Source organism: Enterococcus sp. AZ141, from assembly GCF_051714385.1.
GTDB classification, from domain to species: domain Bacteria; phylum Bacillota; class Bacilli; order Lactobacillales; family Enterococcaceae; genus Enterococcus_D; species Enterococcus_D entomosocium.
This window is the reverse complement of sequence record NZ_JBIORT010000001.1, coordinates 2,160,521-2,174,553: the sequence shown is the minus strand read 5'-3', so window position 1 is coordinate 2,174,553 and position 14,033 is coordinate 2,160,521. Positions and strand designations below refer to the sequence as shown.

Annotated in this window: 14 protein-coding genes; all 14 read right to left on the bottom strand. The window is 44.1% G+C overall.

All coding sequences use genetic code 11. The features are described 5' to 3' along the window. Positions 1-243: 243 nt before the first annotated feature. Entirely contained in the window at positions 244-1,554 is a 1,311-nt protein-coding gene (locus IGI89_RS10105; protein WP_016621395.1) for an NCS2 family permease, read from the bottom strand. Positions 1,555-1,715: 161 nt separating this feature from the next. Beyond that, positions 1,716-2,315 (bottom strand): NUDIX hydrolase N-terminal domain-containing protein, encoded by a 600-nt coding sequence (locus IGI89_RS10100; RefSeq protein WP_086316410.1) that lies wholly within the window; start codon positions 2,313-2,315, stop codon positions 1,716-1,718. A 206-nt stretch (positions 2,316-2,521) separates the two neighbouring features. After that, the gene (locus IGI89_RS10095) at positions 2,522-3,142 is read right to left on the bottom strand and encodes a kinase (RefSeq protein WP_438735611.1); all 621 of its coding nucleotides are present in this window, start codon (positions 3,140-3,142) and stop codon (positions 2,522-2,524) included. Beyond that, a complete protein-coding gene (locus IGI89_RS10090) occupies positions 3,143-4,009 on the bottom strand; it encodes a class II fructose-bisphosphate aldolase (RefSeq protein ID WP_005234664.1) in 867 nt (288 codons plus the stop codon). A 22-nt stretch (positions 4,010-4,031) separates the two neighbouring features. Then, positions 4,032-4,424, bottom strand: a complete 393-nt coding sequence (locus IGI89_RS10085; RefSeq protein ID WP_438735610.1) for a tetratricopeptide repeat protein — start codon at positions 4,422-4,424, stop codon at positions 4,032-4,034. A gap of 18 nt (positions 4,425-4,442) precedes the next feature. Further along, on the bottom strand, positions 4,443-5,732 hold the full coding sequence (locus IGI89_RS10080) for a PTS sugar transporter subunit IIC (RefSeq protein ID WP_008379073.1): 1,290 nt from the start codon (positions 5,730-5,732) through the stop codon (positions 4,443-4,445). 31 nt (positions 5,733-5,763) lie between these two features. After that, positions 5,764-6,066: a PTS sugar transporter subunit IIB gene (locus IGI89_RS10075; RefSeq protein ID WP_015509266.1), complete on the bottom strand. Its 303-nt coding sequence runs from the start codon at positions 6,064-6,066 to the stop codon at positions 5,764-5,766. 24 nt (positions 6,067-6,090) lie between these two features. Then, entirely contained in the window at positions 6,091-8,160 is a 2,070-nt protein-coding gene (locus IGI89_RS10070) for a BglG family transcription antiterminator (protein ID WP_139960051.1), read from the bottom strand. 235 nt (positions 8,161-8,395) lie between these two features. After that, a complete protein-coding gene (locus IGI89_RS10065; RefSeq protein WP_438735609.1) occupies positions 8,396-9,445 on the bottom strand; it encodes an FUSC family protein in 1,050 nt (349 codons plus the stop codon). A 647-nt stretch (positions 9,446-10,092) separates the two neighbouring features. Next, positions 10,093-10,797 (bottom strand): deoxynucleoside kinase, encoded by a 705-nt coding sequence (locus IGI89_RS10060; protein WP_082741596.1) that lies wholly within the window; start codon positions 10,795-10,797, stop codon positions 10,093-10,095. Positions 10,798-10,813: 16 nt separating this feature from the next. After that, positions 10,814-11,254, bottom strand: a complete 441-nt coding sequence (locus IGI89_RS10055; protein WP_438735608.1) for a nucleoside 2-deoxyribosyltransferase — start codon at positions 11,252-11,254, stop codon at positions 10,814-10,816. Then, the gene (locus tag IGI89_RS10050; RefSeq protein ID WP_008379089.1) at positions 11,251-11,829 is read right to left on the bottom strand and encodes an LOG family protein; all 579 of its coding nucleotides are present in this window, start codon (positions 11,827-11,829) and stop codon (positions 11,251-11,253) included. The genes IGI89_RS10055 and IGI89_RS10050 overlap by 4 nt, the downstream gene beginning before the upstream one ends. A 322-nt stretch (positions 11,830-12,151) precedes the next feature. Further along, a complete protein-coding gene (locus IGI89_RS10045; protein WP_086316416.1) occupies positions 12,152-12,559 on the bottom strand; it encodes a helix-turn-helix domain-containing protein in 408 nt (135 codons plus the stop codon). A gap of 246 nt (positions 12,560-12,805) precedes the next feature. Beyond that, positions 12,806-14,029: an amidohydrolase family protein gene (locus IGI89_RS10040; RefSeq protein WP_431410246.1), complete on the bottom strand. Its 1,224-nt coding sequence runs from the start codon at positions 14,027-14,029 to the stop codon at positions 12,806-12,808. Positions 14,030-14,033: the final 4 nt, after the last annotated feature.

Sequence of the window (14,033 nt, the reverse complement as noted above, 5' to 3'; positions counted from 1 at the left end):
GTTGAAAATCAAATCACTTTTTTATTGAGAGGTAGCGTTCTTCTCAATAGTAGTTAGAACACAACTCTGACTATTTCTGATTGAATAGAAAATCCTCAATCATACGTACTATCATATAGACATTTTAAAAATCAATGTTCACATCTATTTTCCAGTTATTCCAAATAAAAAAACAGCCAAGCCTCAAGCTTGACTGTTTTTTCATTTCATATAGGAATACAATTCCTACTCTTAAATTGTCCCTCACACATTCAAAATCCACATAAACCCAAGAAAGACAAAGAACAAGCCGTACATGATCGGTGAGACTTCTTTGCCGCGTTTGGCTGCTAACATGGTGATTGGGTAAAAGATGAAGCCCAACGCGATCCCATCGGAGATGCTGTAGGTCAACGGCATGCCTAATAGAATCAAGAAGGCTGGGATTGCGATTTCCATTTCGTGCCATTTGATCTCTCGCAGCGATTGCGCCATCAATACACCTACGACGATCAGTGCTGGTGCCGTCACTTGAGAAGTGACAACGGATAGCAATGGTGAAAAGAACAAGCCGAACAAGAAGAAAATTCCAGTCGTCACAGCAGTCAAGCCAGAACGACCGCCCACGGCGATCCCAGCGGAAGATTCCACATACGCCCCTACTGGTGAGGTCCCTAATAAAGAACCGGCGAGCATGGCGGTGGAGTCAGAAGCAAGTGCTTTGCCGACCCGCGGCATTTTGTTGTCTTTCATGAAGCCTGCTTGGTTGGCAAGCCCCACCAAGGTGCCTGCGGTATCAAAGAAAGTGACGAGTAAGAAAGTCAGTACTACGACCCACATTTGCAGGGAGTTGATGTCTCCTACATGGTTTAGCGCCACTAAGAATGTGGAAGAAATACTTGGTGCAGCAGAAACGATACTGGATGGTGCTTGGATCAAGCCAGTCAAAAGACCTAAAACAGTTGTTGCGGCCATCCCGATAAAAATTCCACCAGGAACTCTGCGAACCATCAAGACGGCAGTGATCACTAGACCAAAAATCGTCAGCCACGTCGTACCGACACTCAATGAGCCTAGTGCCACAAGGGTCGAATCGTCGGAAACGATGATCCCGCCTTCGCTCAGTCCCAAAAAGGCGATGAACAGACCGATCCCGCCAGAGATGGCGTATTTTAAATCAGCAGGGATCGCATCAATGATCAGCTCCCTTAATTTGAAGATCGTGATCACGATGAAAATCAGTGATGCCACAAACACACCCGCTAATGCTGTTTGCCATGGAACCCCCATTCCAATACAAACTGAATAAGAAAAGAAGGCGTTGATCCCTAATGCGGGTGCCGTAGCGATCGGGTATTTTGCTAAAACCCCCATCAAGATACAGCCCAATGCACTGGCTAGCGCCGTTGCTGTAAAGACGGCACCTTCGTCCATCCCAGATGCCCCAAGGACCGTTGGATTGACGAATAGAATATAGGCCATTGAGATAAAGGTGGTAAAACCAGCTAAGATTTCTCGTTTAACCGTTGTTTGTAAGACATCCAGCCCAAAAAAGGAATTGATTTGATTCTTCATTTTTACTCCTCCAGCAATCAAGCAAAGGTGTCGCCATTGCTTGATTTTTTTATAATGAAAACGACGAAATCAATCATAAACCAACTTTATCTGCAAGTAAATATTATCCGGTTAAAAAAACCAATAAAACGCTTTTTCCAACATCTTACCCTTAGCTGTTTTTAATCAACGTGTAACGACTTCTCATTCATCAATTGCTCCAGCTGTTCCTTGGTGGTGCGCTTGATGGAAAGCTTTGGCAACTCGTTCAACGCAAAGTAATCGCTGTTGGAGGTTTCACTGTTTTTGATAAAGTCCCCTGCCAGAACCTCACATTCAAAGACCAACTTATAGTATTGAAACACTTGCGGAATGTCTTGTCTTAGATTCGTATCAAAAATTGCTCGCAGCTCCTTCACCTCTACTAGCAAACCGGTTTCTTCCAGCACTTCTTTTTTGATGTTTTCCCGAGGCGTCAAGCCAATCTCTGCATAGCCACCCGGCAGTGACCATTCTTTCGTCAGGCTGTCTTCCACTAGCAAGATTTTTTCGTCTTTTTGGATCAATGCTCGTACGTCGACTTTAGGTGTAGGATACCCCTCATTTTTTTCTGTTAAAAGGGTCAACGCAGCTGCGTCTTGATCCACGACGGTACTCATCAAATGCAATGCCAACTCTTTGATTTCTTGGTATCGTTCCTTATCGTACACATCTTTGCCATAGTACAAACCTGCTTCAGCGATCGATAACAGGCGTTTGTATTGCGCAAAATAATCTTTCATCCATTCCCCGCCTTTTCCATTTCTCTGTTATGCTTCTTATTCTAGAGGAAATCGGCGGTTTTGCAAAAGAAAGTCTTCTGAGACATAAGAAACAATCCGTCTTGCTTTGACAGCTAAACTTCCCCAAAAGCTGAATCATGAGAAATAGCTCCTCAAAAAAAGCAGTTGGCATGTACCTAGAACAGGTATAACGCCCACTGCTTTGCTTATTTACTTAGCTCAATTGCGATTCTCTCGATCAATGGGCGATAATCCACTTGCTTGTAATCTTCCACATTGACTTCGATAAGCTCCCCTAACTGAAAGTCATCGTAACGGCGATCGGTGATGATTTGCCGAAACGCTTCTTTGGTTATATGGTTGGTTGCAGCTTGTCTATCTTCCAGCACATCCCCGTAATGGTATCGTTCCATGATAAAACTCAAATGACGGTCATCCGCTCGATCACGTATGAAACGTCTTTCCCATAAGGTTTCAAACGAGGCAGTCAAACGTATGGTCAAGCAGTCGTAGCCATAGCTTTGAGCGAGAAAAGTCAGCAAGGGCTTCTGCTTTTCACTAAAGGGGTATTCCGAGACCACCAAACGTTTTCCTAGAGACATGTACAAGCCCAATGCCTGATAGTAAAAAGGCCAAACATACTGCTTTTCGATCTGGGCTTTTTCTGCCAATGAATCAAAGCCAAGGGATTCGGCATAGCACTCTTTGATTTCATCTGGCGTAAGAGCGAAAAGATCGGGAAAACGTGCCTTCAGCAGATTCAGTAAATAACTTTTTCCAGTCCCAGGGCTGCCTGCCAATAAAACAAGCATCTTTTTGCGTACCATCTATTTGCCGATCGCAGTCGGCGCTTTCGTATTCATGAAAAGGCCGATCTTGTGCTTGACGATTTCTTTGATGGCTTCATTGGATGGGATCACGTTGTGGCGCAATGATTTGTTGACTTCCGTTGCCCCAAAATTTTCTTTCGCAATCTTCGTCCAATTGACCAACAATTCAGTACCTACATTAAACTTGCGAATGCCGTTATTGATCAATTCAGGATAATCTTCTTCTTTGACGCCAGTTCCTCCATGAATGACTAGCGGCACGTCGACGACTGCATGGATCTCCTTCAATAACGCAACATTCACTTCGGTTTTGGAGCGGAATTGGCCGTGATTGGTTCCGATAGCGATGGCTAGCGCATCGACGCCAGTAGCAGCGACAAATTCTACTGCATCTTCTGGGCGTGTGAAGACTTTATCGTCTTCTTCCACATGAATGCCTTCTTCTGTGCCGCCGATCGTTCCTAGTTCTCCTTCGACGGACACCCCATGGGCATGGGCGTATTCTACGACTGCGCGCGTTTTCAAAATATTCTCTTTGAAGGGCAAATGCGAACCATCATACATCACCGAGCTATAGCCGCTATCAATCGCCGCTTTGATCTCATCGAAATCTCTGGCATGGTCCAAATGCAAGACAGCGTCCACCAGCTCGTGATCGGCAATCGTTTTGACGACATTGACCAAGACATCATAGCCGATGTATTTCGCCGTATCGATACTTGTTTGAATGATGATAGGTGCCCCCATCTCTTTGGCTGCCCGCAGCATGCTTGGCAGCATTTCTAAATTATGGGTATTAAAAGCCCCCACTGTAAAATTCAATGCTTCTGCTGTTTTCGTTACTTCTTTTAATGTTGTATACATCCTTGATTCCACCTCGTCTAGTTTAATTGCCGCTGATCGTAAGTTGTTTGGCGATTTGCCGCATTTCTTCCATTTTATCCATGTAATAGTCGATCTTTGCATCATCGCCATTTCGTGCGGCGGCGGCACGCTGAGCATTGTAAAGAGACATCAGTTTTTTGTAGCCGTCCCCGATCGATTTCTTCGCCTGCAAACTTTTTTCCAATGCGTCGATCGCTTCTTCTGTGCGAGAAAGTTTTGCCTGGGCTAAGCCTAACGCTTCATACAATTTTGCCTGTTCGTCGATGTCGGTTTCTGCTTGCAACTGACTTTCTAAAGTTTTAATAAGCGCTTCTTCCTCTTGGCTTTCTTCAGCGGTCAAAATAACCGCTGGTGTTTCTGTGGGCTTTTTTTCTTTTTTGAAAAAAGAGAACATGGGTCTTCCTCCTAGCGATTAAAAGTTTTTCAATAAGGGACTGATGATCCAAGCATATAGCAAGGCTGCCGTGACGGTATCCACATCAGTTGCCGTAGCGTTAACAAAGCCCATTTGATTGAAGATCGTTACAAGTAGGGCTGGCAATAACGTAATGAAGAAACCGTGGAAGATCCCTCCGATGATCGCCCCTCGACGTCCACCGACCGCATTGCCGAAGATCCCAGCGGTACCGCCGGCAAAGAAGTTCGTCAGCATCCCCGGCAAGATCATCGCCAAGCCAAAGACTGGTAAAACGAACATGGCGATGACTGTCCCAATCGTTGTAGTAATGAAGCCTAAAATAACTGCGTTTGGGCTATATGGGAAGAACACCGGGCAATCTAGTGCTGGTTTTGCATCGGGCACCAATTTCATGGCGATCCCACGAAACGCCGGGACAATCTCGCCTAAGAGCAATCGTACACCGGCTAACAAAACATAGACCCCAACCACGAATTGAATGGCTTGTAAGAAGGCATACATGATGTAATTTTGATCACCAGAGAGCGTAGAAGCAAAGGTTTCTCCAGCAAACAAGACCGTCACGATATACAGTGGAACCATCACGACCATGACAGAAAGATAGGTATCTTGTAAAAATTCAAAAGAACGTGGCAGTTTGATGTCTTCGATCGATTTTTTCTTCTCGCCTCTTTCTCCAAACAGATAGGCAACGCCTGCTTCAAAGAGGTAACCGATCGTACAGAAATGTCCGAGAGCAATGTCGTCTGAACCAGTGACTTTGCGGATGATGGGCTGAGCCATCGCTGGCATCGCTACGGCAAAGATCGCCCCAATCAACCCACCGACAAGAATCAAGACAACGCCCCGTAAACCAGCGAAATAGCCAAAGACCGTCGTCATGGTCGCCATCCATAAAATGGCTTGACCCGTCAAGAAAATATATTTCCATTTTGTAAAGCGTGCCAATAAAATATTAAAAACAAAGATGGCTAAAAATGTCAGCGCTATGTCCCGACCCAAGCCCAACTCATTCATCGCTTGCCCGTTGATGGCTTCGATGGAAGGAATTATGCCTTGCATGTCGAATCCTTCTGTGAAAATCTCGCCGAAATAGGTCAAACTACCGACGATGATGCTAGAACCAGCGCTTAAAACCTGGAAGCCCAATAGCGTCTTCAAACTTCCTGAAATGACTTGACCTGCTGACTTTTTCTGAAGCAACAGCCCTAACATCGCGATCAAAGCGATCGTGATCGATGCCTGTGTTAAAATATTATCAATGATAAAATTGATGATGCCCATTTTTTCAAACTCCCTTCGTCATGCCTCTTCCTTACAGTGCGCCTTTTTCCGTTAATACTGGGATGATTTTTTCTTCGATTTCTGGTTTTGAAACGATGTTGCGTAAATAAATGATTGCGGTTGTCGGGTCCAAAGCAAACTTTTCAAATTGCGTCCGAAAATTCTCTGCCGTAATGATGATGTCTGGTTTCATTGATACTGCTGATGAGATATCGACATGATCCAATTTCGCCTCCACTCCTAATTTCGTTAAGACATCTTCTGTTGACATCTGAGCCGCAAAACTGCTGCCAAGACCTGCACCGCATACGAATAAGATCGATAATTTGTTCATGATTTTTTCCCCTTTTCTTATTTTTTATGAAAATAGCAATGATTGAAACGCTTCAATCGTAGAGCAAGCCAGCAACTGCGTGACTTTTTCTTCGTCATTGATCAGTTCGATCAATTCCTTCATGATGGCAAGATGAGAGTAGGAGTCCACCGCAGCCAAGCAAAAAATGATTTTGACGGGGTCCATTTCTGGGTTCCCAAATGCGACTGGCGGCGCCAAGGTGAGGACACTCACACCCAACTGCTGGGCGCCATCTTCTGGTCGGGCATGCGCCAGCGCCAAATGTTTGCCGATGACGATATAAGGACCGTATTCCTCCACCGCCGCAACCATTGCCTCGATATAGCGTTTTTCGATGATCTGTTCTTTTACTAGCGGCTGCGCAGAGCGTTCAATGGCTTCTTCCCAATTTTGAACAGGAACGTTTAATTGAATATGATTAGCGGATAAAACATCTTTTAACATTGGCTGAATCTCCCTTGCATTAATGGCTAATTGATTTTGTTCAAACAAGTGTGTCAATTTGCGATAGGCGGCAGCATCGACTGTCCCGCCGCTTTCTTCAATGACTGTAAGCAACTGATTGAAGAACAGCGTGGCATTTTTTTGGTCAAAGGCGATCCGTTTGAATTGTTCATTGTTGTTTAAGAAACGGCGGATCACTTGGTGATTTTCTTCATTGATGATCGGTGGGATCAGTAATACCGGCTTTTCTCGATAATCGATCTCATAGGTTGAAAAAACCAGATCCACATCGAATTTCGTAATCAAATTGACTTCTTGTGAATTCAAGACTGCCGCAACTTCTACTTCTGGAAACTTCTCCTTGAGGCTGGCTGCCAGCAGATTGCCGGTTGCCATTCCATGGTTACAGACGACGACCGCCTTATAGCTCGTAATGATTTCGTGGTTCAATGAACTTAGGGCTGTAGAAAAATGGATCACGAGAAATGTCAGTTCATCTTCTGATAGTGGTTGACCGACGATCTCTTCGATCGTGGGGGCGAAGCCCTTGACGGCTTGGTAGATTTGTCCATAATTTTTGCGAACAGTCTCTTTGATCGGATTGGGTACTTGAATGCCGCTCTTGGCTCGAACGATCAGCGCTGCCATATGTTTATACAATCCCTCTAACAGCTCTTCTTCCTTTTTACTAAAAGGGATCTTGGTTTGGCATTCCACAAATTGGATCAGCTGCAGCGACAAAAGTTGCGCATGCGCCCATTCGATGGAATTGGACAAATCTTTAAAGTTCAGTGACTCGATGATGAAAGAAAGATAGTTGACTTCGATTTCTGGTGGCTCGATCGAAAAGGTTTCAGCGATCGCCTGGATATAGGCTGACCCTTGGAGCGGATTGCTGGAAGCAGACCAGTTCATGCGAGTGATAAATTCCTTCATTCTGATACGCATCAGCCAAATGGCGGTAAACAATAAAATTTGGCTGCTATACAACTCATTTTGATTTGGCGGCAACACTGCTTGCATCACTAGTTGGATCTGTTTGATTTCTTTTTGCGGCAAATAGCGATAAAGCAATTTAGTAAAGACTAAATCTGGGGTCTGTTTATCAAGTGGCAACCTACCGATCCGCTGATTGATGATGTCAAAAATCATCGTCCGAATCGCTCGTTCCGATCCATTCAACCGCAGTCCTTTTTTTCCTAGGCTGATGATCTCAATGCCATATTTATTGATGTCCGCCCGCAAACGGCGCATGTCTTCATCCATGCTGCTTTTTGATATCTGGTACGCTTCTTCTTTTTTATTCAACACCAGGATCTCATTTGAAAAGGTCAGATGCAGCAGCAGATCAAAACGACGCTCTTCACGGGTCATATATTCCGACTGTTGTGCGTGTAATGCCTGCCAAACGATGGCTTGCTGTTTCGAGGTCAGTTTCAAAAGGATGCCCTTTCCTCGAAGAGTTTGGATCGGTCGGATGTGTAAGTCAGCAAGAAACGTGTTGATCTCATTCAAATCATTGCGGATCGTCCGCCCACTCGCTGCGGTCTCTTCTGCCAGTTGTTCGATGGATAGTGGATAATCAGTCACCAACAGGCGATGCAAAACATCTACGATTCGTTTTTTCACAACTTTCTCTCCTTCTCTGATTTGAGTATATGATTTCGCTTACAACAAAAAAAGTAGATGTTTCTGCCACTTTAGTTTGCAAAAATGTAAACGCTTCTATTTCGAAATAGGAATCTTTGCTCGATTATTTCATATTTTCCTTATTTTTCCTATCCGATGGAGAAAACGTTTAGATAGAGGATCAGATGCAAAAAAAGCAAGAGCAGCTGCTCTTGCTTTTCGATGATGGTGCATTCTATTGTGTTTGATCCGTCGTGTCTTCTGGCTTATTTCCCAGCGCTTGCTCCATTTGCTTTACTGCCCAATCCATTAGAAAGATCAACAGCATTGCCAGCACGCTGCCAATCAATGCCCCTGAAAAACGCAATGGGATCAATTTCAGTGGCGTAAAACTAGTACCGATCGTCATTAACAGCAGGACTTGTGGGTTGGTAAAGAAATTAGCAACGGTATAATTGACTGGCATAAAAAACTCCGTCAATATGTTTAGAATGATCAAGACAACTGCGATCGCTTCAAGGGGCATATGCAAGGACATCAATAAGAAACCCAGCAGCAGCCCTACGATTCCTCCCAGTACCCTGCCGATCGTGCGATTTTTGATTTTTTCCATATGTTCCCCTGCCAATACGGCAGCAGCGGAAATCAAGATCCAATACCCGTTGCTGTCCCGCAACAGATAGGCAATGTAGGTCGCAATAAACAATATCAAAGAAAAGTGCAGTGCTTTGATGACCATTTCTGGTTGCTGAGATAATGCCAGCGAATATTTCTCGTGCAAGCTCAGTTGTTGAAAGGCCGTTTTTTCTTCTTTCAACGGTAGCTGTTCAGCTAACGAAATCACCAGTCCAGCAAGCAATGAGCCTGCGATGCCGTAAAGCAAATAGGAACTGTGGTGCAAGATTTCTCCAAGATGAGCGGCGTGAAAGTTAAAGCCGGTGGCATAAAGCATCAACACGAAGAAATAATCCGGCTTGGGGATCCGCATCACTTTTGACAACAAAAACGTGGAAAACGATAAAGCACCGATAATAAAAGGCGCGCTCCAAGGAATCAGTGCTGTCCCAGCGCCTAAAATAAAGGCCAGCAGCAACGCCGCCCCGTGGGTCAAAATGGCGCGCAGATTATAAAAAAGGGACCGATGTTGAAAAGCCAAGTAGGAAAAAGCCCCCATCGCCCCCACAGAACTTATCAAAGGGTCCTGAACGAGGATCCCTATAAACAAAGGAACCGCCATCGCAAACCCTGATCCTAACGGACGCAAGACTTTTCGTTTGTCTTTCATGCAATTCCTCCTATCAAAAAATATGTACGATGATACAGCCGTTTTATAAGCAACGTCCTAAACTAGTATACGAAGCAAAAGATGAATATGCAAATTTTTTTCAGAAACTTTGTGAAATCCTCGCAACGATGCCCCTTGATCAAATCAAACGCTCACACTAAACAGCCCTTACCAATAAAAAAAGAGAAGCATTCGCTTGGCAATAGACTACAAGCGAATCTCTCTACTTTTCGGCAAAATATTCTTCAATGAAGTGCTGGTGATTGTATCAACTATTAGTATTTCGCAGCATTCACCCGTTTGAATAACACTTGATGCACTCAATCAGCTAGTAACTCACCCTAGTGACCACAATGGACAGACTCTTGATACACCAACACGAGTCATTGCCTTTGCTACTGGTGTCTGGCGCGAATATGTCTCTCAATAGATAATTGAAACACTAAAGCACCGAAAACGGCGTCTTCGGTGCTGACCAATTTCCTTTTGTTTACTGCAAACGCCATTGAATAATTGGTTTGACAACAAGGATTGCTCTTTAATCCTGTAAAATCGCCGTTTTCAAGCACTTCGATTAATCATAAAAAAGCTGACAGGGAAGACTGCTTTTCACCCAACTGGCAAGATTCATCGGTTGCTTCTCTGCTTTAATTTTTCTTGGAAAAATCACCTTTTGCGATGGCTTTGTCCGTACAATAGTGGCCTTTGCCATGGGTCTGACGGACTTCTGCCAATTTTTCTTGGATCATCTCGAGGATCACCATGAGGTTGTCTTCATTGGCAACAAAGTCCAATTGATCCCCATCAATTTGCATTTTCGGACAAACGTCAAAGTTTTCATACCATTCATCGTATCGCTGATTCAATTCTTTGTAATAGTCGTACAATGTCGGATCATTGGCAATTTGTTCATAGGAACGACCACGTTTATTGATCCGTTCGATCATCGTATTCAAGGAAACCTTGATATGAACCATTAAATCTGGATGTTTCAACGGCGCCGATTCTTCCAATTCCCGCAGCATCGTATTCAACAGGTTATCGTATTGTTCGACCTCCATCGGTGCGATTCGACCTAGATCCGCATTTAGATGAAACATCAAACTGTCCTCATAGATGGAGCGATCAATGACATTGTCATCATTCGACAAAGCTTCTCGCATCCCTAAAAAACTTTTGTTTAAGAAAAAAATCTGCAATAAAAAGGCGTATCGTTCTGGATTGGAATAAAACAATGGCAGAACATCGTTGTCCTCCACGTTTTCATAAAAAGGCTTCGACGCCATTTCCTTCGATAAAAAATCAGTCAAACTGCTTTTTCCTGCCCCGATCGTACCTGCGATTAATAACACATTCATCCATCCTTTATTAAATATAGTCACCTACAAATGCTCGGTGCGCCATCTTTTCAAAATCATACGCTGTTCGTGCCGTCAAATCAGTCAAATACGCTTGTATCGACTCCGTCAACATCAGATTGACCGCCGCGGCTTTTTCCTGAAAAGCGATCACTGGTTTATTTAGTACGTGTGCTGCGCCGATTTCAAAGGCTGTTCCCGGATCAGTGATTCCTTCATGGTAATCCAAAACGGCAACGACGACGTCGGCTCGTGTCAATTCCAGCACGTCTTTTTCAAAAATTTCTCTCGCCCATTCCGGTGTATTGGGTTCAGATGAACCTTCTTGATACAGGCGCGGCGGATAGACCGCCAAAGGCTGTGGGTTTTCAGCTAAACTGCGTTCTACCTGTTTGAGTCGTGCGACTTGTTCGTTTGAAAAAAACGGTCCAGCTAAATAGACATGCTTCATCCTGCCAAGCACTCCTTTCCTGACCCCTTCGCCGCCAAACGTTGGATCAACGACTCAACGTCAGATAGGAAAAAGAGCGTTTCCGGCAGTTCAGCCCAAGCAAAGCTGGAAGCTTCAAACATTTTTAGCAGTGGCTTCAGTCCATCCTTCAAGCCTTCGTTCATCAACACACCGATTGGCTTGACTGGCAATTTCCCAAGAGTCATAAAAGAGCATATTGATGACAACTCCTCTAGTGTACCAAATCCACCAGGTAATACAAGGTAGGCATCGCTCATTTCCAGCAATTGTTGTGTTTGCTCCTCCCTCGTATCCGTATAGAACTCAGTGTATGTGCTTGATCCAGTGACAATTGGCGGCAAATCTTCTGCAAAGGAACCTGATGGATAGATCCCCGTCACTGCGCCTTCTTTTTCAAAGACCCCATTAACGATCTCCCTCATCAAGCCAGCCAAAGGGGCGCAATAAATCAACTCGATGTGATTTTTTGCTAAGGCATTGCCGATGGCACGAGCGGTCTTTGCCAACTTTTCCTCATTTTCTAAACGGGTACCGCAAAATACAGTTACTCTCAAAAACAACAGCTCCTTCTTCACTACACCTGCTATTTTACACAATCTATTAAAAAAGTAAATACTACATATTGTGCTTTATTTAGATAAAAATCGATCTATTCACTATATATTGTATGAATCCGTTTACGTCTTTTCGCTTTCCCTTAAACGTTACAAACTTTGAAAATAGCAGATAAGAAAAAACAGAATCAGCTGCCATCGATTGCCTCAGTCCTCTTTCATCCCACATAAAAAAACACGATGCAGGTAGGCTCGTGTTTTTTTATCCATCACTTTTTTTCTCTTGTCCAAGCAAAATTTAGCAAAAATCTGTATAAAAAAATTATTTTTCGTCGGTGGCTGCTTTCAGCTTTTTCAAATCCTCTTGCTCGACAAAAAAGGTCACTTCTCCTGTTTCTAAATCGACGGATGCTTTGACTTCAACCCCTCGTGGGAAAAACTTGCTGGCATCAGTCTCGATTTTCAAACGCATCGTTCCGTCTTTCAATCCAGCACCATAGGTCATCGTACGAAAGCTCTTTTTCATTCCTGCTCGCTCCTTTTTTAATAGCTCATCGACACTGCACCCATAAAGGGTACTCAGTTTCAATAAATTCAAACTGTCTGGTACCGTCTTGCCGGTTTCCCAATTTGAGATCGATGTACGGGTCACTAAAATTTTTGTCGCTACTTCTTCTTGGCTCATTTGCTGTGTGACTCGATGGTTCTTTAATGCTTCCCCAATCGTCATCTTGGCCTCCTTCTTCTACCTTAACGCAGACCTGCTGTGGTTTCTGCTCAAATCCATTGATATCATGGCGTTGTCAAACAGTTTTGACAGGATTTTCTTAAACGAACTCTCCGTGATAGCGGTTTTCTTTCTATCATAGATGAAAAAAGAACAAATGACTAGAAAATGATTTTTTTATTTCGACTATATTACGACAAAAAAAGTAGCACGAATAAATCGTACTACTTGAGAAAACATGACCTGTTGTTAACGGTGGATCGTCACTTCTTTTTTGACTTCCACGGTGATGCGGCCATTTTTGATGACCACTAAACGTTCAGGAATATCGATCAGCACATCGGCTTTTCTCTGGGTATCTAAAAGAATCAAATCTGCGCGGTTGCCAACAGCGATCCCATAGTCTTTGATATTTAATGCTTTGGCGGTATTGGTCGTAATCATTGGCAAGACCGTCGGCAGGTCATCGGCGCCGCCTAAGTGTGCCACTGGCACAGCCAACATAGCGATTTGAATCAAATCACCGTTGCCATATGGCGTAAAGGCGTTACGAATATTGTTGCTGCCTAAGCAGATATTCACACCGGCATCACGTAATTTGCGAATCGGCGTCACGGCACGACGAACGTTGTAGGCATCGTTTCTAGCACCTAAGTGTAAGTCGGTCGCAGGCAACGGCATCACATTGATTTGGGCTTTGACCATCAAATCGATAACTTCTGCCAGCTGATCCGGTTCCATGGCGTGCAGCGCAGTCAAATGTCCTACAGATACCCGACCTTGGTAGCCTTCTGCGATGGTTTTTTCACACAGGTAGACGATCGATGTATCGTCTGCTTCGTCAGCAAAATCCTGATGCAAGTCAATGTCTTTGTCAAATTGTTTGGCGATCTCAAAGATCAAGTCGATGTGTTCATTGGCTGGCGCATCATTGTAAGGAATGCCGCCAACGACATCGGCGCCTTTCTCCATCGCTTCAATCATCATTTTATCCGTTCCGGGTGCTTTAAAAATTCCTTCTTGCGGAAAGGCAACGACCTGAATGTCGATCAGGTCTCGGTATTCTTCTTTTAAGCGCATGATGGTGTCAAACCCAGTGAAGCCTTGCGCCGGATCAAATTCGGCATGGGTGCGAACAGCAGTGGTGCCATGTACGATCAGCATTTCTAATGCACGTTTCGCTCGATCATAAATATCTTCTTCGGTAAAAGTCGGTTTGAGCTTTGCCGTAACTTGGATCGCTTCTTGTAATGTACCTGAATTATTAGGTTCACGATCGGCAATCAAGGCTTTGTCTAAGTGGATATGGCTTTCGATCAATCCGGGGATCACCACTTTGCCTTTCGCCTCAATCGTTTTTGCTGCTGATTCTTCAATGTTGGGTGCAACTGCGGTGATTTTTCCTTTTGAAATTGCAATGTCTACTAATTCTGCATCGTCTTCAAGACGTGCTTGCTTGATCAATAAATCCATGTTT